The 23,761-nt window shown below is 68.9% G+C and carries 20 protein-coding genes and 2 pseudogenes; 9 read left to right on the forward strand and 13 right to left on the reverse strand.

The window, feature by feature from the left end; translation table 11 throughout:
* The 7 genes from FM051_RS30590 to FM051_RS30620 form a co-directional block, all read right to left on the reverse strand.
* On the reverse strand, positions 1–864 hold an 864-nt coding region (locus tag FM051_RS30590; protein WP_162470759.1), incomplete at its 3' end, for a beta-ketoacyl synthase N-terminal-like domain-containing protein.
* A 20-nt stretch (positions 865–884) separates the two neighbouring features.
* Positions 885–1,310, reverse strand: coding sequence for a hypothetical protein (locus FM051_RS30595; protein ID WP_158849443.1), 426 nt, complete (start codon positions 1,308–1,310; stop codon positions 885–887).
* A gap of 101 nt (positions 1,311–1,411) precedes the next feature.
* On the reverse strand, positions 1,412–1,870 hold the full coding sequence (locus FM051_RS30600; protein ID WP_158849445.1) for a type II toxin-antitoxin system RatA family toxin: 459 nt from the start codon (positions 1,868–1,870) through the stop codon (positions 1,412–1,414).
* A gap of 21 nt (positions 1,871–1,891) precedes the next feature.
* The gene (locus tag FM051_RS30605; protein WP_158849447.1) at positions 1,892–3,136 is read right to left on the reverse strand and encodes an aspartate aminotransferase family protein; all 1,245 of its coding nucleotides are present in this window, start codon (positions 3,134–3,136) and stop codon (positions 1,892–1,894) included.
* 26 nt (positions 3,137–3,162) lie between these two features.
* Positions 3,163–4,293 carry an acyl-CoA dehydrogenase family protein gene (locus tag FM051_RS30610; protein ID WP_158849449.1) on the reverse strand — a complete coding sequence of 377 codons (1,131 nt, stop codon included), beginning with the start codon at positions 4,291–4,293 and terminating at the stop codon, positions 3,163–3,165.
* 90 nt (positions 4,294–4,383) lie between these two features.
* Positions 4,384–5,985, reverse strand: a complete 1,602-nt coding sequence (locus tag FM051_RS30615; RefSeq protein ID WP_158849451.1) for an aldehyde dehydrogenase family protein — start codon at positions 5,983–5,985, stop codon at positions 4,384–4,386.
* Between the two features lie 420 nt (positions 5,986–6,405).
* Positions 6,406–9,426, reverse strand: a complete 3,021-nt coding sequence (locus FM051_RS30620; protein WP_238412762.1) for an MMPL family transporter — start codon at positions 9,424–9,426, stop codon at positions 6,406–6,408.
* Between the two features lie 76 nt (positions 9,427–9,502).
* Between FM051_RS30620 and FM051_RS30625 the strand changes: the two genes are divergently transcribed.
* On the forward strand, positions 9,503–10,171 hold the full coding sequence (locus tag FM051_RS30625; protein WP_158849453.1) for a TetR/AcrR family transcriptional regulator: 669 nt from the start codon (positions 9,503–9,505) through the stop codon (positions 10,169–10,171).
* Positions 10,172–10,239: 68 nt separating this feature from the next.
* Here FM051_RS30625 and FM051_RS30630 read toward each other — a convergent pair whose 3' ends face one another.
* The gene (locus FM051_RS30630; RefSeq protein ID WP_202919093.1) at positions 10,240–10,986 is read right to left on the reverse strand and encodes a phosphotransferase family protein; all 747 of its coding nucleotides are present in this window, start codon (positions 10,984–10,986) and stop codon (positions 10,240–10,242) included.
* Between the two features lie 180 nt (positions 10,987–11,166).
* Between FM051_RS30630 and FM051_RS53315 the strand changes: the two genes are divergently transcribed.
* Complete coding sequence (locus FM051_RS53315) at positions 11,167–11,292, forward strand: hypothetical protein (protein WP_274383765.1); 126 nt, start codon at positions 11,167–11,169, stop codon at positions 11,290–11,292.
* 257 nt (positions 11,293–11,549) lie between these two features.
* Here FM051_RS53315 and FM051_RS30635 read toward each other — a convergent pair whose 3' ends face one another.
* The gene (locus FM051_RS30635; protein ID WP_202919094.1) at positions 11,550–12,095 is read right to left on the reverse strand and encodes a GrpB family protein; all 546 of its coding nucleotides are present in this window, start codon (positions 12,093–12,095) and stop codon (positions 11,550–11,552) included.
* Positions 12,096–12,310: 215 nt separating this feature from the next.
* Here FM051_RS30635 and FM051_RS52125 point away from each other — a divergent pair, with 215 nt between their 5' ends.
* From FM051_RS52125 to FM051_RS30655, 5 genes and pseudogenes are all read left to right on the forward strand, one after another.
* Positions 12,311–12,505: a hypothetical protein gene (locus FM051_RS52125; RefSeq protein WP_158849459.1), complete on the forward strand. Its 195-nt coding sequence runs from the start codon at positions 12,311–12,313 to the stop codon at positions 12,503–12,505.
* Positions 12,492–12,665: pseudogene (locus FM051_RS54055) on the forward strand (IS5/IS1182 family transposase); the annotation flags it as partial. The gene FM051_RS52125 and the pseudogene FM051_RS54055, both read left to right, overlap by 14 nt.
* Positions 12,653–12,913, forward strand: a pseudogene (locus tag FM051_RS54060) (IS5/IS1182 family transposase); the annotation flags it as partial. The pseudogenes FM051_RS54055 and FM051_RS54060, both read left to right, overlap by 13 nt.
* Before the next feature lie 201 nt (positions 12,914–13,114).
* On the forward strand, positions 13,115–13,324 hold the full coding sequence (locus FM051_RS30650; protein ID WP_158849463.1) for a hypothetical protein: 210 nt from the start codon (positions 13,115–13,117) through the stop codon (positions 13,322–13,324).
* A gap of 27 nt (positions 13,325–13,351) precedes the next feature.
* Positions 13,352–16,705, forward strand: a complete 3,354-nt coding sequence (locus tag FM051_RS30655) for a S8 family peptidase (RefSeq protein ID WP_158849465.1) — start codon at positions 13,352–13,354, stop codon at positions 16,703–16,705.
* Between the two features lie 69 nt (positions 16,706–16,774).
* On the opposite strand, the gene FM051_RS30660 is transcribed toward FM051_RS30655, so the two are convergent.
* Complete coding sequence (locus FM051_RS30660; RefSeq protein ID WP_158849467.1) at positions 16,775–17,806, reverse strand: NADP-dependent oxidoreductase; 1,032 nt, start codon at positions 17,804–17,806, stop codon at positions 16,775–16,777.
* A 142-nt stretch (positions 17,807–17,948) separates the two neighbouring features.
* On the opposite strand from FM051_RS30660, the gene FM051_RS30665 reads away from it, so the two are divergent.
* Entirely contained in the window at positions 17,949–18,836 is an 888-nt protein-coding gene (locus FM051_RS30665; protein ID WP_158849469.1) for a helix-turn-helix domain-containing protein, read from the forward strand.
* Positions 18,837–19,133: 297 nt separating this feature from the next.
* Here FM051_RS30665 and FM051_RS30670 read toward each other — a convergent pair whose 3' ends face one another.
* The 3 genes from FM051_RS30670 to FM051_RS30680 all read right to left on the reverse strand — a co-directional run bounded on the left by FM051_RS30670 (position 19,134) and on the right by FM051_RS30680 (position 22,324).
* Positions 19,134–21,185 (reverse strand): family 43 glycosylhydrolase, encoded by a 2,052-nt coding sequence (locus tag FM051_RS30670; protein ID WP_158849471.1) that lies wholly within the window; start codon positions 21,183–21,185, stop codon positions 19,134–19,136.
* Positions 21,186–21,378: 193 nt separating this feature from the next.
* Entirely contained in the window at positions 21,379–21,534 is a 156-nt protein-coding gene (locus tag FM051_RS30675; protein ID WP_158849473.1) for an RICIN domain-containing protein, read from the reverse strand.
* 421 nt (positions 21,535–21,955) lie between these two features.
* Positions 21,956–22,324, reverse strand: coding sequence for a hypothetical protein (locus tag FM051_RS30680; RefSeq protein WP_158849475.1), 369 nt, complete (start codon positions 22,322–22,324; stop codon positions 21,956–21,958).
* 539 nt (positions 22,325–22,863) lie between these two features.
* On the opposite strand from FM051_RS30680, the gene FM051_RS30685 reads away from it, so the two are divergent.
* Entirely contained in the window at positions 22,864–23,730 is an 867-nt protein-coding gene (locus FM051_RS30685) for an alpha/beta fold hydrolase (RefSeq protein ID WP_238412763.1), read from the forward strand.
* Positions 23,731–23,761 lie beyond the last annotated feature (31 nt).

Here is a 23,761-nt window from a genome sequence, read left to right on the forward strand (position 1 = left end):
CCGAAGCGCATCCGACAACCGCTCCAGCACCACCACACCCACACCCTCAGCCGGACCAAAACCATCAGCCCGATCCGAGAACGCCTTGCACCGCCCATCCGGCGCCAAACCCCGCAACTGCGAAAAATCCAGGAACATCACCGGCGAGCCCATGACGGTGACCCCGCCGGCCAGCGCGAGCGAGCACTCCCCCGTGCGCAACCCCTGTACCGCCAGGTGCAACGCCACCAACGACGACGAACACGCCGTGTCCACCGACACCGCAGGACCCTCCAGCCCCAGCACGTACGCCACCCGGCCGGACGCCACGCTGATCGAGTTGCCCTCGGTCATGTTGCCCCACAGCCCAGGAGGCACCTGGGCGCTCAGCCGCGCCCCGTAGTCGGCGCCGGCCACGCCGACGTACGCGCCGGTGTCCGAGCCCTTCAACGAGTGGGGGTCGAAGCCGGCGTGCTCCAGCGCCGCCCAGGACACCTCCAGCAGCAACCGCTGCTGCGGATCCATCGCCGCCGCCTCCCGCGGGCTGATCCCGAAGAACCCCGCGTCGAAATCCGCCGAGTCGTAGACGAAACCGCCCTCCCGCACGTACGACTTCCCCTCGACACCGATCTCGGGGTCGTACAACTCGGCCACGTTCCAGCCACGGTCGTCGGGCCATTCCGAGACGACGTCGCGGCCACCGGCCACCACGTCCCACAATTCACCGGGCGAGGTCACGCCTCCCGGATAGCGGCAGCCCATACCCACGATCGCGATCGGCTCGGTGGCCCGGCCCTCAGCCTCGGACAGCCGCGAGCGCAGCGACTGGTTCTCCGCCAGCGAGTTGCGCAGCGCCGTAACAAGACGTTCCTCGGTCGTTGTCATGCGGCTGTCCCCATCCAGTGTCAGCGTCGTCCGGTGAGCGAGTTCTCGTTCTTCTTGACGGCTTTCCAGTCCACGCTGCCGGAGTCGAACTCGGCGTACTCGCGCTCGAACTTCGCGAACACCGGATGTTTGACCGGATCGAATGCCACACCCAGCGGCTTGGGATAGTTGTTGAACAAGAAACGGTCGATGAACAAGTGCGTCGGAATACCGAGCAGGCACCACTGCCAGCCGAACAACCCGACGTAGGCGATCATGACGACACCCTGCGTCACAAAGCTGTGCAGGAAGTTGTAGACGTGGTAGTAGACCTTCGATATCTGCCCGTTCGGACTGCGGATGTACGCCCAGAGACCCGGCACGGTGCCGATGAGGTCGATGTAGGCGAACAGCAGGATCGCCTGCAGCACATCCAGCTCGGACCAGTGACTGATCATCAGCCACATGCACACGACGAACCCGAGGGCGTACTCGCTCCTCGCGTGCAGCGCGGTCGCGCGCGTGAAGAAGTGGTTAACGGTGTCCATGCCGCTCTTTCAGGTAGGAGCTAGTCGAGGATGACTCCGCCGAACAATTTCCCGATGATGCGTCCCATGGCCTGGCGAAGCACCCTGATCGCCACCGGCTCGATGATCGCCTCCAGGCTGGGCACACCGAAGTCGAAGTGCGCCGTGAAGGTGAGCAGCACCTCGGCGTCCGGTTCCGGGCCACGGGCCGAGACCACCCAGTCGCCTTCGAACACGTCGAAGTCGCCGGCGATCTGCTCGAACCGGACCGTGCACTTCTCGTCGTCGTAGTAATCCCGTTCCGACCAGCAGAGCAGGCCGTTGCGAAAGTAGATCTCCCAGTGGGTGATCGCCTCATCGGGCTCGTCGACCGGTTCGGTGACGACCGACTTGACCTGTTCGGGCGCGAATTTGACGTACACGTCCGAGTCCTTGAGGCGTTCGTACACGTCCACCGGACGCCACCCGGTCACGACGCTCTCGATTGTCACAGTCTGCATGGTTCCCCCTTCGCAGGCCGATCAGTAGACACCGAGCGATTCGAATCCGCGGCGCACGGCTTCCTCGACTTTCTTGATCTCGGATTCCTCGATGACCGCGGGCGGCGTGAGACGGATGACCGTCGGATTGTTGTTGGAATGATTGGCCAGCACGCCGTGCTCGATGAGCGCGAGCATCATCTCCCCGGCGTAGCCACCGTCGGTGAACTCGATGCCGATCAGCAGGCCCGCACCGCGGATCTCCTTGACCACACCCTCGGGCGCGGCACCGGCCGCCTCCCGGAAGCCGGCCAACAACCTGCGGCCGATCCGGTCGGCGCGGCCGGCGATGTCGTCCCGCCGGATCACCTCGATCGCGGCCAGCGCGGCCGCCGTGGCGACCGGGGAGCCGCTGAACGTGGACTGGTGCAGCAGCGGATCTTTCTCGAACGGCGCGTACGCCTTGTTCGTCGCCAGCACCGCGGAGACCGGGATCACCCCGCCGGACAGCGTCTTCCCGACGAGCATCACGTCGGGCCGGACGTCCTGGCCGCTGATCCCCCACATCCGGCCGACCCGGCCCATCCCGGTGAGGATCTCGTCGACGATGAGGAAGCAGTCGCGCTCGGCGCAGATCCGCGACACCTCGGCCAGGTAGCCCGGCTCGGGAATGATCACGCCGCCCTCGCCCTGCACCGGTTCGACGATGAAGCAGGACGGCGGCGCGCCGTCGAGCGCCCGGTCCAGTGCCCCGGCGTCACCGAACGGGACCTCGGCCACGTCGGGCATCAGCGGCCGGAACGGCTCCTGGTAGACGGGACGCGCGCTCACGCTCAGCGCGCCGAGGGTCCGGCCGTGATAGCCGCTGACCGTGGTGATGATCCGCCGGTATCCGTTGACCCTGGCCAACTTCAGCGCCGTCTCCACGGCTTCCGCACCGGACCCGGCGAAGTACACCTTCTCCATGCCCTCGGGCGCGATGCCGACCAGCGCCTCCGCGGCCCGCGGGCTCACGGTGTCGATGAACAGCCGGGCGGACACCGGATGCCGCTGCACCTGCTCCACCACCGCGGCGACGACGTCCGGGTGGGTCGCGCCGAGCAGGAACACGCCGTATCCGGCGCAGTTGACGAACTCCCGGCCGTCCTCGGTGGTCAGCACCGCGCCGTGCGAGTCCCGCTCGATGTGGCCGCCGAGCATCCGGGACATCGCCGCGAGCCGGCTGCCCAGGTTCTTGGCGTAGATCGTCCGAATCTTTTCCTGGTGATCAAGGGTGTCGTTCTGCATGCCGGACCTCTTCCCCCCGAAGGCGTCTACGTGATCGACATCTGCTGACCCATGAAGGACTTCTCGAGTTCCTCGACCACCGACATGCGGGACGGCGGGTGGAAAGCCAGCGCGTGGACCGCGGACGTCAGGTAGCTCACCATCGGGTTCTTGATGTACTGCATCCCGCCGAGGCATTCGACGGCCGTCTCGACCGAGCGTCGAATCGCGCTCTGCGCGGCGTACCTCGCGATCAAAGCCTGTGGCAACGATTCCGGCGCGGTGTCGGTGCCGTCCACGACGGTGGCCACGCGCTCCAGGGCCAACGTGGCGGCCTCCAGCTCCGACGCCGCGGTCACCCGGCGTTCGGCCGAGCCCTTCCGCGTCTGCAGCAACCGCTCCACCAGCGCACTCGCCATGCCGACATAGGCCGCGGAGATCAACAGCGTGAACCAGATCAGCCCTTTGGCCTCCAGGGCCTCCAGGGACACCGTGGCGCTCTCCTCAGGCTTCATCACCAGTTCGTCGGGCACCTCGACGTCGGTCAGGATCACTTCCTCGCTTTCCGCGCCGCGCAGCACGGGCGCGTCCCAGAACGGCTTGGTCGTGATGCCGTCCACCGTCGCGGGAATGACGATCACACCGATCCCGACGCGCTCGTCACCGTCCATCAGCGTGACGCTGGCCGACATCAGATCCATTGACTTCGAGAGGCTGCACGGCTTCTTGGAACCGTTGACGATCCAGCCCGTCCCCTTCTTCTGGGCCGTCATCGTCGGCGTGAGGAATCCCTGCCCGGACAGCCCTTCCGCGAACGCGGAGGAGATGAGCAGGCGGTCATTCGCGATCGCGTCCAGGATCATCCACTCGAAGCCGTCGAAGTTCTCCTCGACGGCCACCAGCGCGGCGACGGAGAAGTTGTGCATCGTGGTCGCCACGGACAAGGACGGGGCGAGGGCGCCGAGCGCGCGGACGCAGTGCACGGCCTCCAGTGCCGTCGCGCCCGGTCCGCCGTGCCGTTGCGGCACCAGCAGACCGGGGCCGCCGCGAGCCCGGAAGCTGCTCAGGCCGCGCGTGCTGTCGGTCTCAAGTTCCTCCTGCCCGATCTCCGCCAGGTCGTCCGCCAGCCCAGGCAGCTTGGCGTTCAACGTGGCCAGGTACTTCTCCATGAAGTTCATCCGCACGTCCCGTGTGTCGGTGTGGAGGCAGCTGCCATCGCCGGACCTCTCGGGCCCGGAACTGGAAGGAATGGAAGGAACGGCCGGCGGTCAGGCCCGGCCGGTGACGCTCGAGAACACCGCTGTTCTCGGCTCGACCGCGGTGGCGATGCTGATCGCCTGCAGGTGGCTGGTCCGCAGCACCGGGTAGTGCGCCTCGCCGAACGGGCCACCGGTGAGACCGGTCCCGCCGTGCGTCGGCAGCCCGGCGACCTGCCCGATGTGACTGTCGTTGATCTTGAGGATGCCGCCGTTGTTCAGCCTGCGGCACACCGTGTCGATGACGTGCTCGTCGCGGCTCCACACCGAGTTCCGAAGCCCGTACTTGTTGCGGTTCATGAAGTCCACGCAGTCCCGCAACAGGCGATCGTCCCGCTGGCGGGACGGCTCGACCACCACGATCGGCAGCAACGGGAAGAAGGTCTCGCGCCGCACGACGTCCAGGGTCTCGGCCGCGGCAAGGCCGTCGATCCGCAGCAACGTGGGCTCGATGAACGGTCCCATCTCGTCGGCCCGGCCGTCGATCTCCAGCCGCCGTCCACCGTGGACCAACTCGGCGCCCGCGCTGAGCGCATCCTTGAGCACGACGTCGTAGTCCGCCTGCTTGAGCACCGGGGACAACAGGGATTCCTCGTCCTCCGGGTACCCCGGCCGGATCGCCGCCACGGCCTCGGTCAACTCGCGCAGCAGTGCCGGCGCGACATCGGCGTGCACAATGGCATATTTCGGCACCATGCAGATCTGCGACGAGCCGTAAAAACATTCGGTGAGCGCGGTGACCGCGTGGCTCACCTCGGCATCGCGCCACACCAGCACACCGTCGTTGCCGGCCAGTTCGAGGATGGCCTTCTTCCCGCGCGCGGTCCATTCGTTCCCGATGGCGATCCCGCGCTCGGACTCGCCGAAGAACATCAGATCATCGACGTCATCACTGTTCAGCCAGTGGTCCAGCACCTCACCCGGGGACGCGCAGATCACGTTCAACACCCCGGCGGGAGCACCCATTTCGGACAATACGGGGCGCACCATCTCACGCCAGAACCACGCCGTGCCCAATGGTGCACTCCGCGGTGCCTTGATCACCACCGAATTGCCCGCCATGAGGGCGCCCATGGCCAGCATGGAATTGGCGGTCGCCGCATTGTGCGGCGGGTGGACGGCCACCACTCCATCCGGTTTGCGCACCAGCCGGGTCTCGCGTTGCCCGACCCGGCCGACCTCGCAGAGCTGCCGCCGGACCCGGTCCAAGTTCTCCTGGGAGGTCATCTCCAGCGAGCTGGCGACCTCCCAGACGGCCAACCGTTTCGGATGGCCTTCGGCGACCAGCACCTCCGTGAACTGCGCGGCATGTGCGCGAACCCGCTCACCGACCGCCCTGGCGAACGCGATGCGGTCGTCGACACCGGCGGCGCCCCAGTCCGGCTGTGCCCGCCGGGCGGCCGCCGCGGCGGCCACGACGTGCTCGGTCGTGCTGAAGCCGACCCGGCCCGCCACTCGCTGATCATCGGTGTCCCGAAGAACACCTCTGTCCAGATTTCGTTTGAGCTTGAGGGCGCCGATTTCATCACGGAGCAACGCGCCGGCCCTAATAACGTATAACCATTTTTCGTGGTCGACATCCTGGCCGTCAACGAGCGACGGGTAGCTTAACACCACACCCCCACATCACGAGACCTGCACCTGCCGAACGAATCAGCAACGCAACGTCACGGCGACACCAGCGGCCTCCCACTTGATGAGAGAGAGTTAATCCGAGCGATGCTCAAGAAAATACGCGCGGATAGCCACGGTTCCGCCTTTTACGTCAGAACACCAAGAACGGGACGGCAGTCCTCAGGTGCCCCCGCACCTCCCCAGAGCCGGCACCTTTCAACTCGACCGCTAAATTTGTCGCACCCCTGTATTGAACGTGAAAAATCAACATAGTGACGGCCGTACGGACCCGTCAACCATATGCCGTTCGGCTTCACCCGGATGGCCCAGTCAACCCAAAAGATCTTCACGTTCCCGCGCGCCGGTCGGTTCGGACCTACTCGCTGATCAAGCGCGTGATCGGTGGCGCGCAACGACTTCTCAGGTCGCGGACGGCACCACGGCGTCGTCGTGCGCCGTCGGCTCACCCCGGCCTGCCTTGGACGGCCACCAGCTGTGCCGCCCGAGCAACGTCGCGATCGACGGCACCACCAACGTCCGCACCACGAACGTGTCCAGCAACAGTCCGGCCGCGATCGTGAAGCCCGCCTGGGCGAGCGACACCACGTCGGCGCTGAGCATCGCGAGGAAGCTCGCCGCGAAGATCACCCCCGCAGAGGTGATCACCCCGCCGGTGAGCACGACCGCCCGGCGGATGCCCTCCCGGTCGCCGTTCGCGGCCTCCTCGCTGATGCGGGTCATCAGCAGGATGTTGTAGTCCGCTCCCACTGCGACGAGTACCACGAACGTGATCACCGGCACCGTCCACTCGAGATCGACGCCGATGAGTTCCTGCCAGACCAGCACGCTCAAGCCGATGGCCGCGGCGTAGGAGAGCACGACCGAGAGCAGGACGTACAGCGGCGCGACGATGCTGCGCAGCAACAACACCAGGATGAGCAGCACACAGGCGAGCGCGATCAGCGCGACCAGCGCGAAGTCCTGCTCGATGAGCCGGTCGGCGTCCGCGTTGACGGCGGCCGGACCGGTGGCGAGCACCTGGCTGTTCTCCATGGACGTGCCGCGCAACGCCATCGCGACCGTGTCCTTGAGGACGTCGACGCGTTCGGCGGACTCCGCGCCGAACGGGTCCGTGCTGTCCAGGACCATGAGCCGCGCCGTCCGGCCGTCCGCGGAGAGGTAGTAGTTGCGGGCGAGGGCGAGCCGCGGATCGTCGATCGCGCCCGCGGGCAGGTAGAAGCCGCCGATGGCCGGGTCGCCCGCCTCCTTGCTCGTCGTCAGCAGGAAGCTGGCAGCGCGTTCGAGCCCTTCGGTGAACTGCTGGGCGGACTGCCCCGCCTCCTTCGAGCCGTCGCTCACCCGGTTGGCTCCGTCGGCGACCTTGTCGGCGCCGTCGGCGAGCTGACCGAGCCCGTCCTTGAGCCGTTGTTGCGCGGTGGCGAGCTGGTCGACACCGGTGTGCGCGGCGACGATCCCGTTCTGGATCTGCAGCAGGCCGCTCGCCAGATCGGTACCGCCCTTGGCCAGCGCGTCGGCTCCCTCCGCGGCCTTGAGCAGCCCCGGCAGCAGCTGGTCGCGCTCGGCGCGGTAGATCTCGTCGATGCCCTGGCGAACCTGGGCACAGATGGGATCCAGCCCGCACAGCACATCACCGGCCAGTGCCTCGGACGCCATCCGCAGTCCTTCCACGGCGACCGCGGTCTGGTCGTGAGCCGTCCTCAGCGCCGTGGCGAGCTGCTGGGCGCCGCCTGCGAGCTTGGTGGCGCCATCATGTCCTTGCGCCGCACCGGATTCCAGGTCCGCCAGCCCCTTGCCGCCGGCCTGCAGCCCGTTGATGATCTCGTCGAGGCCCGTCAGGCCCTTGCGCGCGCCGTCTGCCAGCCGATCCGCGCCCTCGGCGACCTGTGCCGCCCCACCGGACAGCTTTCCGGCGCCTTCCTTGCTCGCCTCGACCTGCTTGCCCGCGTCGGCCAGCTGCTGACCGACCTCCCCGACCTGCCGGCCGAGCGACGCGGCGTCCAGCGGTGTGCCGAACGGCCGGGTCACCCCGCGCACGGTGGCCACGCCGGGCACCTTGGCCACGCTCGCCGCCGCGTGCTCCAGCGCCGCGAGATCACGCGGATTACGCAGGTCGTGGTCGGCGGCGAGGATCAGGTAACCGGGCAGCACCTCGTTGGCCGGGAAGTGGTCGGCCAGCGCCCGGTACCCCACGTTGCTCTCGGTCGTGGCCGGCTGCATCGCGCGTTCGTCGAAGTTGGTCCGCTGGAACGGGTATAACGCGGCCAGCCCGCCGAGCACGAGGAGCCCCGTCAGCAGTACCACGCCGGGCCTGCGGACGACCGTCGTGCCGACCACGGGCCAAAACCGGCCGGTGCGCGTGCGCGGCGGCTCGGCCCACCCGAACCGGGCGGCGATGCCGAGCAGCGCCGGGGTCAGGGTCAGCGCGGTGACCGAGGTGATCAACACGCTCACCGCGATGGCGGGGCCGGTGGTGCGGAGAACGCCCACCTCGGCGAAGGCCATGCAGGCGCTGGCACCCGCGACCGTGAGCGCGGAGGCGATGATGACGTGCTTCACCTTGGCCGCGGCGGTGCGCACCGCCTCCTGCGGCGCGACCCCGTTCCGGCGCAACTCGTGGTACCGGCTGATCAGGAAGACGCCGTAGTCCGTGCCCGCGCCGAGTACCACCGCGGTGAGGAAGGACGCGGTCACCGTCGACACGTCGAAGACGTGCAGCCCGAAAAACGCGCTGACGCCGCGGGCGACCGCCAGCGCGACGCCGATCGTCGCCAGGGCGATCGCGGCGGTGATCGCCGACCGGTAGATGACAAGCAGGATCACCGCGATGAGCACGACCGTGATCAGGGTGATCGGGGCGATGTTCGCCTCGACCGCGACGAACAGGTCGCTGATCGTCGCGGTGGCGCCGGTGACGCTGACGACGAGGTCGGCAGGCCTGCCGACGGCGGCCGACGTGCGCAGGAAGCCGATGTCCTCGGCCGCGGCGGCCGAGCCCGCCGCGCCGCGCAGACCGACCGGGATGTAGATCGCCTTGCCGTCCTCGCTGGCCAGCGCGGTCTTCAGCTCCGGAACGCTGACGAAGTCCTGGACACCGGCAACGTGGGTGTGGTCGGCGCGCAGCGTGCCGACGAGGTTCCCGTAGTAGTCCTGATCAGCCTGGGACAGCCCGTTCTCGTTGACGAGCACGACGAACGCGACCGACTTGGCGCCCGCACCACCGAACGCTTTGTCCATGGTGAGCAGCGCCTGGAAGGACGGCGCCGACTCGGGGACGACGGGGGTGGTGCTGCCGGCGATCACCGTTTCCAGCTGCGGCACAGCGACGTTGACCCCGGCGGCGAACGCGATCCAGGCCAGTAACGACACCAACCGGAAGCGCCGGACGAACTTGCCGACGGCGCGTGCTGCCCGACCCGTCACTATCCGGTACCCCCACCCGCTGACCAGACGCGCGCTAATCTGGAACAGACGATACACTAATCGGCCAGGCGGCGAAATGACCGATACACGAAGTTCGAACCAACGCGGGCGGCCCAGGGGGTTCGACGAGGAACAGGTGCTGGCCGCGGCCATGGACCTGTTCTGGCGCAAGGGATACGACCGCGCGTCGCTCATCGAGCTCTCGGCGGCGACCAAGCTGTCCGCGTCCAGTGTGTACAACGCCTACGGCTCGAAGCTGGAACTCTTCCTCACCGTGCTGGACCGCTACCTCGACACCGTGGACGCGGTGATGCTGGGTCCCCTGGAGCACGGGACCGCCGGGCTCGCCGACATCGAGGTGTACTTCGCGCGCATCGCCGATGTGGCCGAACACGGTGGCGGGCGCGGCTGCCTGGCGATGAACACGATCGTCGAGTTCCGCGACGCCCCGGCCGCGGTCGAGGAACGCACCCAGCGCTACCTGCGGACGCTGGGCCGGGCGTTGACCGTCGCCGTGGAACGTGCCGCGCGGGCAGGCGAGATCCCGGCCGGCAACCTCCGGGAACGGGTGGAGACCCTGTCCGCCGCCGTGCTCGCCGCCTACGTCCTCATCGCCTCCGGCAACCGGACCACGGAGGCCAACGACCTGCTGCGCGCGGTCATGTGCCTGGTGCGCGCGGGAGGCGACGGCAGGGACGCCGGCACCGGCGCTGTGCCCGCCGACAACCCCAGCCACGCAGGTTGAAGGCGTCAGCAGGACAAGGGCTCGAAGTACGGCAGAACGGCACTCCTAGCCGTCGGGCTCGTGCAGCCTCACAGCCGGGATCTCAGCACGTCGACCTCGCAGCCTGGCGAGGACGGGTCGAAGCCGTGCTCGACCAGCCAGCGGACCGCCAGCAGGCTTCGCAACGACCACCACGCGCGGATCACGTCGAGGTCGACGTCGGTGCCGTAGCCGGCGACGACGTCGCCGAGGTGCTCCTCGTGTCCGAGCGTCAAGGTGGCGAGGTCGTACAGGGCATCGCCCCGGGCCGCCTCGGTCCAGTCGATCACGCCGGTGATCTCGTCACCGTCGACGAACACGTGGCTGATCTGCAGGTCGCCGTGCGTGAACACCGGTGTCCACGGCCGGAGCGCAGCCTCGGCAACCCGGCGGTTGCGCGTGACCAGGTCGGCGGGGAGGACGCCATTCGTGACGAGCCACTCGCATTCGCCGTCGAGGTGCGATGCGATCTCGTCGGGGCTGCGACCGGGCCATGGCGGCAGCGGCGCGTCGTGCAGCATCCGTGCGGCGGCACCCGCCGCGGCCCACGCCGCCGACGACGCGGTCGACGGCTCGCCGAGGCGGCCCAGGGCCGTCCCTGGGAGGGCGGCGAGCGCGAGCACGGGCGGCTTCCGCCACAGGACCTCCGGAGTCGGGATCGGCGCCATGGCCATCGCCTCGACCTCGACGTCGGTGCGGGTCTGATCAGCGTCGATCTTCAGGAACACGTCGCCGACGCGCAGGGTCGCGCACTCGTGATGGGCGACGACGACCTCGACCTCATCCACGCCGACCATTATCGCGGAGATGACCACCGACGTCGCCGGGTTTATCACGTGCGACTGCGCGGCCGACCGCGTCCCACTGCCCGACGGCCTCGTGCACGCCACCGACCGCTGACGGATCGAGCACTGCCTCGGTCCGCCGGGGTCTCGGCACGTCGGTCGTGAAGTCCAAGCAGCATGTCGTCGCGATCGGTGACCTCCGTCGACCACCTGGCCGCCGCCACCCGCACCAGACTCAAGCGCATCCAGTACCGGCCTGACCTGATACCCGGCTTCCTCGCTCAGACCGGCCTGCCCCCGGCCACCCCACCGCCATAGGCCATCGCAGACCCCAGCCATTCAAGGTCTGTGGCCCGGACACCGCAGCCAGTACCTCATCGACATTGATCACGCGCTTGATCGGCAAGTGCGGTCAGAACTGACCGACGTCCGCGTAACGCGCGGAGGCGCGCGGCCGTTAGTCGTCTATCCATACCCGATCAGGGCTCGACGCGGCCGAGCGGCACAAGGCGACGATGGCACGCACAGCCGTCCTGACCCTCCACCTGGCACCCTCAGCCTGAGGCTGCAGGAGTTCACCGCTTCTCCCACACGGGTTCCGATGGCAGGCCGAGTTGTGCGCGAGCGCGGTCGGTGAGCTCCTGCACCAGCGTCGTCTTCGCTCGCGCATACTCACCCGATGTCGTGCCGACGACGATGATCACCCGCTTGAGCTGCGCGTATCGGGCCGCGTCCTCTGGATGGGCGCGCAGGTAGTCACGGAAGATCCGCTGGTTCCGGGTAGGCCAACTCTCCAGGCTCACCATGTGCAGGACATGGCTTCGGACGCCACTGTCTGCGCGGACGTACAGCAGCCGGTCAGTCATACCGTTGTCGTGCGGGTGGAAGCCGAGGCCGGCGAGCGCCGCCTGGTGGGGTCGAGCGTGCGTGAGGTCGTGGACGGCGGCCATCAGGTCGATGACGGGCTTGGCCGCCAGTCCCGGGACAGCGGTGGAGCCGATGTGCTCGATCTCCACGAACAGCCCGGGTGCCGCTGCCCGGAGAGCATCAATCGCGGTAGCGGCCTGCCGCGGCCAGTCGGGGTCGTAGTCGGCTACGTGGATGCTGCTGGGCTCCGACACGGCCGCCATCCTGCGTCAACGCACGCTGCGATGTCCACCGAACTTCCACCCGGCCACCGCTCCCGTCCCCACGACCAGAGGTCGGAAAGGGCTCTGTGCCTGCCGATAACTCTATCCATGCAGGTTGAAGGCATAAGCAGGACAAGGGCTCGAAGTGCTCATGGGTGTGGTCGCGGTCCGCAGCACCGTCGGCTGACGCGGCATGATGCCCAGCCGTGCTGCTCCGACTGGCTTACCCGGGCGTGACCAACGCATTCGCGCTACTGCGCCTGCTGCCCATGAGCGACCGGGACGAGGACGTGGAGATCCTGGTGCTGCGCCACCAGATCACCGTCCTGGAACGCAGGCTCCAGACCTGCCGCACTGCACAACCTGTTGCGCGGCAAGGTCCGTACCGCCGCTGGGCGTAAAACGGCTCCCACGGCCGCGATCGTGGACTCGCAGAGCGTGAAAACCTCCTGCAACGTGAACGAATCCAGTCAGGGCATTGACGCGGCCAAGAAGATCAAGGGCCGCAACGGCACATCGCCACCGACGTACTCGTGCTGCTGCTCGCCGTGGTCGCCACCGCCGCGTCGGTCCAAGACTCGACCGCCGGTCGAGACGTTCCGGACCACCTGGCCGTCACGCACCCGGAGGTGTCGTCGGCCTGGGTGGACGGCGGCTGCAAAGACGAGGTCGTCCGCCACGGCGTCAGGCTCGGCATCCGCGTCGAAGTCGTCAAACGTATTGCCGCCACAGGGTTTCACGTGTTGCCACGCCGTTGGGTGGTCGAGCGGACCCCGGGGTGGCTGATGCAGCACCGTCGGCTCGTGCGCGGTGACCGACGAAGCGGTTACTCCTTCGTAGCACCGCATCGCGGCGATCTCGACTTCGAGCTGGAGACGTCGTTCACGATCACCGCGGCCGGCAACGGTGAATGTGTGATTCCTGTTGCGGTTGCAACGGAAGGTGCTCTCCCGGCGTGATCACGACGTGGGCCGGACATGAGGGGACGGCCACGGCGAAAGGCGCGAATCTTGCACCGAATCACCGGCACGGCGGCCATCGCCGTGCTTCTCGCGGCGATGGCCGCCGTGCCCGCCTCGGCGCGGGTGGCACCGGAGGACCCGGTGCCAGTGGGCGAGACCACGACGGTCACGCTGATCACCGGGGACCGGGTCGTCGTGCGCGACGGCCGGGTCGCGGGCGTGCGCATGGCCCAGGGGCGTGAGCACGTCCGCTCCTGACAGTTCCGGGTCGAAGGCCACGACCACGTGATCCCGCTGGACGCGTTGCCGCTGCTGCGCCAGGACCGCCTCGACCGGCGGCTGTTCGACGTCACGGGCCTCGTCGAGCAGGACTACGACGACGAGCACGAGCCCGTGGTGCCCACCATGATCGGCGGGGCCGCCATTGCCGCGGCGCAGGCCGAGCCACTCGCACGGCTGGGGCTGACCAAGCGCGACATCCCCAAGACCGAGGCCGCGTCGGTGTGGCGTGACCTCACCGGCACGAGCGTCGCGGCGACCGGCAAGGTGTGGCTCAACGGCCGGGTCCGTGCGGCGCTCGACCGAAGCGTGCCGCAGGTCGGCGCACCGCAGGCGTGGCGGGCCGGGCTGCGCGGCGACGGCGTGAAGGTCGCCGTCCTCGACACCGGCTACGACGCGATGCACCCCGAGTTGGCCGGCAAGGTCGACGCCGAGGCGAACTTCACCGACGAGGGCGAGGCCCGCGTCGACACCGACGGCCACGGCACGCACGTCGCGAGCAGCATCGCGGGCGTCGGCGACAAGCACACCGGTGTCGCACCGGGCGCGCGGCTGCTCGTCGGCAAGGTCCTCGGCTCCTATGGCGGACGGGAGGACTGGGTGCTCGCGGGCATGCAGTGGGCCGTCGACAACGGGGCCAAGGTCGTCAACATGAGCCTCGGCGGCGGCGCCGGCGACGGCACGGACCTGTTGTCGCAGACCGTGAACAGGCTCTCCGAGACCACCGGCGTGCTGTTCGTCGTCTCGGCGGGCAACGCGGGCGGGCGGAGCACCGTCGGCAGCCCCGGGACCGCCGACCGCGCGCTCACCGTCGGCAGCGTCACCAAGTCCGACCAGCTCAGCAACTTCTCCAGCCGGGGCCCGCGGATCGGCGACTTCGGGCTCAAGCCCGAGATCTCGGCGCCGGGCTCCGACATCGTGGCCGCCCGCGCCGCCGGCACGCTCGCCCCGTTCGCGGTGGACGAGCGGCACGCGCGCCTGTCCGGCACGTCGATGGCCGCGCCGCACGTCGCGGGCGCGGCGGCGATCCTGGCCGGGCAGCACCCGGACTGGACCGGTGAGCAGATCAAGGGCGCGCTCGTCGGCAGCGCACACCGGCTCGCGGACGTGGACACGCACGCGCAGGGCGCGGGGCGGCTCGACGTCGCCAGGGCCACCACCCAGCAGGTGCGCGTCGAAGGCGTCGCCGGGTTCGGCGAGGTGTGGGGCGCACGGCGCGCCGACCACGGGATCACCTACGTCAACGACGGCGACCGGGACGTGGCGCTGGAGTTGACCGCCGAGGTCGACCAACCCGACCGGATCGTCCTGGACCGCGCCGTCACGGTGCCGGCTCGCTCCCGGACCACCGTCGTCGTCGGTGTGAACGGCGACGCCGGGACACGGGGCGAGGTGACAGGAGCGGTCGTGGCGCGCGGCAGGGACATCGTGCTGACCACGCCGTTGACGGCGAACCTGCTGGGCGACCCGCACGAGCTGACCGTGGACGTCACCGGGCAGGACGGCGAGCCGGTGCGCAGCGTCGTCATCGTCACCGACGAACGCACCGGCCGGTCGTCCGACGCGATGGTGTGGGACGGGGAACCCGCCCGGTTCACCGTGCCGGCGGGCGACTACCGGATCACCGGTATCACGCAGGACTCCTCCGGGGCGACCACGATGTTCGCCCAGCCGGCCGCCGTGGCCGGCGCGACCGAGGTGGTCGTGGACGCCAAGCGGGGCAGGCGGATCGTCGCCACCATCGACGACCCCGACGCCCGCGCCGGGTACGGCGGTGTCACCGCGATCGTGTCCGACCCCGACGAGGACGGCCCCATCGACGGCTCCCTGGTCGCGTTCAGCGGCACGCCGGACGAGAACACCGACCTCTACACCATCGGCAGCCCGCGGATGCGCGGCCTGGACCTGGTCCAGTTCAGCTACTTCACGCCGCCGCACGTGGCGGTGACCGTGGTGGGCGACGGCGGGTTCGAGTTCACCTCCGTCGGGACCGCGGGCCCGCTCGGCTTCGAGGGCGTCATCACCGGTCGCGTCGTCGACATCGGTCTCGCAGATCCGGAGACGATCGAGAAGGCGGGCGACCTGACCGGTGCGCTGGTGCTCATCGCCCCGCCGGACTGGGACAACGAGCCCCCGCTCGACATCGACGAGCTGACGCGCGGCATCGAGCTGGCGAAGGACAAGGGCGCCAAGGCCGTGCTGTCCTACACCGGCCTGCCGCAACCGCCCGCGCTGCCGATGGCCGCCCTGTGGGCGCGCGACGAGGTGCAGGCGTTGCAGGCGCTGCTGCACCGGCGCCCGGTCGAGGTGTCGATGCTGTCGCGGGCAGGGAGTCCGGACGCCTACTTCCTGGCCGACCGCGTCACCGGGCACGTGCCGGAAGGCCACGAGTTCCGATACCGGCGCGCTGCCCTGGGCACGGTCGACCGCCTGCTGGTCGACACCGCGAAGCCCGGCCAGTACCGGTTCCACTACGGGTTCTGGACGTTCGGCGGCCTGACCGCGTCGGCCGAGGTGGAGACGATCTGGCCGCAGCGCCGTTCCGACCACGCCACGGAAGGCACCGCGATCAGCATGGCCGCCGCCTCCGGGTTCACCGACACCGGCGACTTCGGGTTCGAGACGACCATCCCGGTGGAGTTGAAGCCCGGCGAGCGGCGGACGTCCCGCGTGTTCAGCGCGCCGTTCGGACCCGAGCTGACCACCCCACCGGTCGACTCGCAGGACGGGAAGCCCCTGCCGTGGGCGTACCGGGTGCGGGACGACGTCCGGTTCGCCATCCCGATGTTCGCCGACAGCGACCCCGGCAACGTCGCGCAGTACGACACCACCAACCTCGGCACCACGACGCTGTACCGGGGTGCCCGGGAGGTCGGGCGCAGCGACGTGCCGGGCACGGGCACGTTCACCGCCACTCCCGGCACGTACCGGCTCGTCGTGGACGCCACGCGCCCGGTCGCCGAGACCGCGATGGTCCCGGCGCTCTCCACGCGGACCGGCGCCGAGTGGACGTTCCGGATCGGCCGGGGCGACGCCACGCGCCGTGCCCTGCCGCTGCTGGACGTCCGGTTCACGCTGCCGCTGGACGACCACAACCGGGCCGCCGCGGCCGAGGCGCTCACCGGCACGGTCACCGCCGCGCACCAGCCGGACGCGCCGGTCGTGCGGGCGAAGGTGCGGACGGTCGAGGTGTCGTTCGACGACGGCCGGACGTGGCAGCGGGCCGATCTGTCGGGTGACCGGGTGACCGTGCCGGCGGGTGGCGTGGCGGGCGGCTTCGTCTCGCTCCGCGCCACGGCGGCCGACATGACCGGCAACGCGGTGACCGAGACCGTCATCCGGGCCTGCTCCCTGCGGTGACGCGGGGACTCGGTGGTGGGCAGGACATCGTTTTAGTCCACCACCGAGCCCGGGGTCGACCTCGCGCGGTCAGTTGATCTTCGCGATCATCTTGCCGGCGACGCGGCCCGTGAACATCTCCGGGAACGCGACGGGGATCATCTCGAGCCCCCCGTCGATGATGTGCGTACTGCAGTGCAGCTTCTGCTCCGCGACGGCTGGAGCGAGATCCGCGAGGAACTCGGGGTAGCAGTCGTAGAACTCGGTCACGTTGAAGCCGCGAATGGTGAGGGTCTTGTACACGGTCGCCCTCAGCAGGTCCGGCAGGTTGTCCGGTCCCTCGAAGGCACCGGTCCGCGTGATCTGCGACATGACGCCGCCCACGGCGATCTGCGCGCTCCGGTTCAGGTGCGGCACCAGCGCGGGGAACAGGGCAGCCCCCACGTTCTCGTAGACGGTGTCGATGCCATCGGGCACGGCGCGGGCGAGCTGCTCGGCGAAGTCGGGCGCCTTGTGGTCGACGGCGGCGTCCAAGCCGAGATCCTCGAGCAGGTGGCGGGCCTTCTCGGGGCCGCCGGCGATCCCCACGACCCGATATCCCCGCAGCTTTCCGATCTGAGCCGCGGCCGAGCCGACGGCACCCGCCGCGGCGGTGACGACGAGCGTTCCGCCCGGCTTCGGGTCGAGGATCTTGGTCAAGCCGATCCACGCCGTGAGACCCGTCACGCCGAGCACGCCGAGGTTCGCCTCCAGCGGCGCCGCGTCCGGATCGACCACCCGGAGGTCCGACCCGTCGGACACGGCGTAGTCCTGCCAACCGGTGGTCCCGAAGACGCCGGCGACGTGGTCGCCGACAGCGAAAGCGGGGTTGTTGCTCTGCTCGACGACGGCGACCGTGAAGCCGAACATGGTGTCACCGAACTCGATGGGGGCCTGGTCGCTGTTCGCGTTCCCCATCAGGATGCGGTTGAAGGGGTCCAGCGAGAACAGGATGTTCCGAACGAGCACCTGTCCGTCGCCGGGGACGGGCACGGGGCGCTCCACGATCTCGAAGTCGCTCTCCTTCGGGTTCCCGTGCGGCCGTGCCACCAGGATGATCTGTCGATTCACCTGCGAGCTCATGCCTGATCTTCCTCTCGTGGAGTGGGACGAGTGGTGCCTCACGCAGAGAACGCCGAGTGCCGGGACCGAACCAGTGCCCCTGCCGACCCAGGTAGTGACAGGACCTCCCAAACCTGGGTACAGGGCGAGTTACGGTGCTCGTGTGACCGACAAGCCGAACCACCTGGGCGAGTACCTCCGCGCACGCCGCGAGCTCGTCACGGCCGAGCAGGCGGGCCTCGCCGATGTCGGCAGGCGGCGGGTGTCCGGCTTGAGGCGCGAAGAGGTTGCCATGCTCGCCGGCATCAGCGTCGACTACTACCTGCGCCTCGAGCGGGGACGCGACCGCAACCCGTCCGTGCAGGTCCTCCGGTCCATCGCACGCGTCCTCCAGCTCGACGACGAGCACATGACCTACCTGCTGAGCCTCGTCGCGGACGACCCCCGACGAACTCGACGCAGGCCGCGGAGGGAGACGGCGCCGGCCAGTACCGCCAAGCTCCTGTCGGCCCTGCCGCATCCCGCGTTCGTCGAGGGGCGCTACTTCGACATCCTCGCCGCCAACGCCACGGCGACCGCGCTGTCGCCGCGCCTGTCGGTCGGGGGCAACCAACTGCTCGACGTGTTCCTCGACCCGGCAGAGCAAACCCTCCACCTGGACTGGGACGGGACCACGAAGTGCTACGTCGCCAGCCTCCGCCGGTCCGTGGGCACCGACACCGACGACCAGCGCTTCATCGAGCTCATCGGAGAACTCTCCCTCGCGAGCCCGCGCTTCCGCACGCTGTGGAACCGCCACGACGTGAGCACCCAACGCGGTACTTCGGTCCCGTTCGACCACCCGCAGGTGGGAGAGATGCGACTGCACCGGGAGAGGCTCGCGATCAGCGGAACGGACGGCATCACTCTCGTCATCTACCACGCCGAAGCCGGCTCCGCAGACGCCGAAAAGCTGGCGCTCCTGGGCTCGTCCGCGCTCACGCCGACCGAGAGCAGCAGCGACAACGGCATCTCGCGGATCCGTCGCCCCTCAGTCGGAGGACACGACTAGAGCTCGCTCGGCGACACACCTCCCTCCGGCGGCACGGGCGCGATCGGGAGCGCCATCGTCACGGCGCTCGACACGGCGGGCTACGGCGGGCGGGACGGTCGTCCACTCCGACCGCAGCGTGCCGTTGGCCCGACTGACGGAAGTCGTGATCGAGGGGCGGGCTGCCGGTATTGGCAGCCCGCCCCTTCGTCTTGACCCCGCAGGTCAGGGGTGCAACACACGTCGCGTGGTCTGGTGCCGTGCAACGCGGCGATGGGGGTGTCCTTGCTCGACCGTGCAAGGCCCCCACAAGGGTCCCTAGCCGGTGACGCGGTGGAAGGTCCATCGCTGGTTGGAGCCGCCGGTGTCACGGTACTGGATCAGCGCGACACCGTCGGCAGTGCTGCCTCCGCTGACGTCGAGCACCTTGCCGCTGTGGCGGTTGACCACGAGGAACACGCCACCGGTCTGCGGGCGCAACTGCCACTGCTGACTCGCCCGGCCGTCGGCGGTCGCCTGCACGACCCGCGCGCCGTCCGCCAACGAGGCCCCTGCCACATCGAGCACCTTGCCGCTGCCGACGCACGTGATGGTGTGGTAGCCGTCCGCTGTGGACTGGAAGGCCCAGTGCTGGTTCGCTTTGCCGGTGTCGGGCCACTGGATCACGGCGGCGCCGTCTGCGCCCGACCCACCGGAGACGTCGGCGACCTTGCCGCTGCGCACGCTGACGCACTTGTAGGCCCTGGTGGGTGCGATGGTGTACTGCACCGAGTCCACGTCGACGTGGCCGGTGCCGTTCGGGTTGTAGGTGTAGATGCCGACCCGGTCACCGCGGTAACCGCCCCAGGTGAGCTGGTAGGTGCCACCGGACGAGGTGAACGAGCTCCCGTCGAGGCTGTAGGAGAACCGGCTGACCCCGTTGACATCCCACGAGGTGCGCAGCCACACGGCGTCCTGCGTGATCACCGGACCGTAGGTCAGGCTGCCGCCGACGTTGTGCGCGATCGTGGTGGTGCTCCCGGAGCGCCGGACACCCAACCCGGCGTAGGTCGCCGCGTAGTGGCACAGCCCGGCGTGCTGGCCGTCGGCGAGGCCCGCCAGTTCGAGGCGGACTGTCACCGTCGCGCCGCCCGCCGTGCGCAGCACCCGTTGGGTGAGTGTGTTCCCGGCCTTGGTCAGGTTGTCGGCCACCAGCGGTGCGAACGCCTTCAACCGCAGGAAGCCGGGGCGTTCGGTCAACGACCACCGGTCCGCGCGCGGCTGGTAGTGCCACTCCCACTGCGGCTTGAGGCGGGTGTCGGTGAACAGGTCGCCGGTCACCACGGGGGGCAGCGCGTCGACCGGCAGACCGGGCGTGCCGCCGGCGGGCACACTGCCAGTCCACACCATGTTGCCGATGCCGCCCGCGCCCACCGAGCCCAGGACCGGCCAGCCGTCCACCCAGGTCACCGGCAGCAGGGACAGCACGCGCCCCTCCCAGTGGCCTTGGCCGTGATGGGTCACAAAGTGCCATGCGCCGTCCGGGGCCTGCACCAGCCCGCCCTGGTTGGGCTCGCGGTCCACCGAGGGGTTGACGTGCTGCAGCTGCCGGGTCTCGAACGGGCCGTAGAGGCTGCTGCCGCGGTTCATCATGAGCACCCGGCCCTCGGACTTCACCTCGCTGAAGAGGTGGTAGTAGGTACCGTCGATCTTGTACAGTTTGTTGGCCTCGCTGCCCCGTGACTGGTGGATGACCGTGGACGGGCCGACCAGCGACTTCCCGTCCGTGGACAGCTTGAACAGGTGCACCTTGTAGGCGTCTGCGTAGTTCGTGGTGACCAGGTAGCCCTGGCCGTCGTCGTCCCAGAACGGGCACACGTCGTTCCAGCCGGAGGTCCGCCACAGCGCGTGCAACGGCTCCCACGGCCCGGTCGGCGACGGGGCCGACGTCATGAAGAAGCCTTCGTCGGGCGTGTTGAAGTACACCCAGTACCGCCCCGCGTGGTGGCGGATGGACCCGGCCCACACGCCACGGCCGTAGCGGTTCATCCGGTCCCAGTTCAGCTCCGGTCCGATGCGGGTGACATCGTCGACCGCGCCGCCGAGCGTCCGCCAGTTGACCAGGTCCTTCGAGTGCAGGACGGCCATGCCGGGCGAGTACCCGAACGTGCTGGTGATGCCGTAGTAGTCGGCGCCGACCCGGATGCAGTCCCAGTCGCTGAGGTCGGCCGGGATGATGGGGTTGACGTAGGTGCCGTCGCCCTGGTCGCCCCACGTCCCAGCCGGAGGTGGGGCTGCCGCCGCCGTGCTTGGTGGCAGCAGGCCCGGCAGCACGAGCGCCCCGGTGCCGACCGCGGCGAGCCGGCCGAGCTGTCGTCTGGTGATGTCCACGATTCTGTCCTTGGCTAGGAATCATCCTACGTATGATGATTTTCCCCGCCAAACTAGCGTGATGTCCGGCGGGTGGGTAGACACCGGTTCGAAACATTGGATGGAAACAGCGTTTCCGTCTTGCGTGCCAGGGGCTTGACCCCGGATGGGCTCGTACCGGCTGCCGCAGGACCGAACCGAGCACGGCCGGGTGTTATGCGTTGCGGCGCAACCACTGCCGGTTGGCGCCGCTACCGCAGGTCCACTGCACCAACTTCGTGCCGTTGGTGGTGGCGGAGTTGAACACGTCGAGGCACAGTCCACTGTGGATGCCGACGACGTTGAACGTGCCGTTTCCCCTGCTCGCCATGGAGAAGTGCTCCACCGGCACCTTGCCTCGCAGCCTCGATGTTCACGCTCACATCCGAATCAGAAGACCGACAGGAAAGACGGAGGGGCGAGGGGACAACAAGCGACCGCCGACCGGAACCGACCGCACCACCTTGCGTTGTTAGCGTTAACAACCAGGGCTTCACTCGTACGACGTCATCCGGTGTCCAGGGGGTTCTCCTCTGCGGAGCGGTACCGGCACGCCATGCGCTGCCCGGCAGATCGGGCAGCAGCACGGAAGTCGAGGCCGTAAGGGCGACTGAAGGCCGTCCGAGCCTTGTTTCGCGCCGGTGTCCAGTGCGTTGCGCCACATCCTGCAGCGAGCAGATCCCGGAAGTCAACGCCCAGTTTCTGCATCCGATCACCGTAGGACGCGTGGTGTTCGCCCCGGGCCGGCCCGTTCAGAAGGGCGTCGAACGCGTACCAGGTGTCGGACTCCAGACGACGCGCAGGCCCTCGGGCGAGCCGAGTGCGGTGGCGACGGATGCACGGTCGGTGATGTCCACGGGCACGGGGCGGAACGCCGGACGTGCCAGATCGACCCGCCCGCCGGCCTCCGGCAGCCACACCTGCACACCGTGCCACTCGAACAACGACGCCATCCGCACGAACTGGTCACCGCAGAACCCCCGCTCGCACTCCCCCACCACGATCGCGTCGAACCCGCGATCCGGATCGGCGAGCGCGGCCAACGACCGGGCGGCCCGCGGCCGATCCGCCCAGCCCTTGAGCCGGGTGCACCCGGCCTCGAAATACTCCGCGACGATCACACCGTGACCCCGTTACCAGACGCTCCGCGACCTCCCACTGCCACAACCGCGACGTCCGCGGATCCTGGCACTCCGAGTGGACATCCTTCCGCAGAAGGCAAAGCGCAGTCCAAGATGGACGAACGGATCCTCCGACCGTCTGCGGCGCACAGCAAGGTGGACGTCCCGATCCCGGTCGGGGAAAGCGGGCAACTCCACCCGCGTCCCGGGCCCGACCACGTCGGCCAGGGTCGTGCTGGAGACCCGAAGCGGTCTGGAGCCGTGGGACACCACGACGGGGCGTTCGCCGGGGACGCTCCCCGTGCCGGTCAGCGGCCTCCGCGCCGGCTTCGGCTTCGTCTTCGACGAGACGGGCGAGCACATCGCCGCGCTCGAACCCGAGGGCGCGGGCCCAGGTGTGGCGCGGCCGCCGGTAGCTCGGCCGGGTCACCACTGCTTGGGTGTGGCACTTGCGCTCCGGTTAGCATTATGGTCATAATTCAATCGTTGACAACGCGACGACGACCGGGCCGCCACGGTGGCCCATTGAGGACATGACCGTGAACGACCAACGACAGCCCCGAACCGACGTGGTGACGTCGTACAAGGACGCGCCGACCCGTACCGTCACCGCCGGTGGCGTGGTCTACGCCTACCGTGAACTCGGCCCGAAGGCCGGCGTCCCGGTGGTCTTCCTGCACCACCTGGCCGCGGTGCTGGACAACTGGGACCCGCGGGTGGTCGACGGCATCGCCGCGGAACACCGCGTCATCACGTTCGACAACCGGGGCGTCGGCGCATCCACCGGCTCGACCCCGAAGACCATCCAGGCGATGGCCAAGGACGCCGTCACGTTCATCCGGGCGATGGGTCTGACCCGGGTCGACCTGCTCGGTTTCTCCATGGGCGGCATGATCGCCCAGGTGATCGCCCAGGACGAACCGGAACTCGTCCGCAAGATGATCATCGCCGGCACCGGGCCCGCCGGTGGCGAGGGCATCGAGAACGTCACCCTGCTCTCGCACCTCGACACCGTCCGGGGACTGTTCACGCTCCAGGACCCGAAGCAGTTCCTCTTCTTCACCAGGACCGCCAACGGGCGTCGGGCGGGCAAGGAGTTCCTGGCACGTCTGAAGGAACGCACCGGGAACCGGGACAAGGCGATCTCGCTCAAGGCCTACTTCACGCAGCTCAAGGCCATCCACCAGTGGGGACTGGCGCAGCCGCAGGACCTCTCCGTCATCCGCCAGCCCGTGCTCGTCGCCAACGGCGACAACGACAGGATGGTGCCCACGAAGAACACGGTCGACCTGTCCAACCGCCTGCCGAACAGCGAACTGGTCATCTACCCCGACGCCGGCCACGGCGGCATCTTCCAGTTCCACGGCCAGTTCGTGGAGAAAGCCCTCGAATTCCTCAAGCGGTAGAACCGAAGCAGGCGGTTGTCCGGTCCGCCAC

It is taken from the genome of Saccharothrix deserti (genome assembly GCF_009769385.1).
Classification (GTDB): Bacteria; Actinomycetota; Actinomycetes; order Mycobacteriales; family Pseudonocardiaceae; genus Actinosynnema; species Actinosynnema deserti.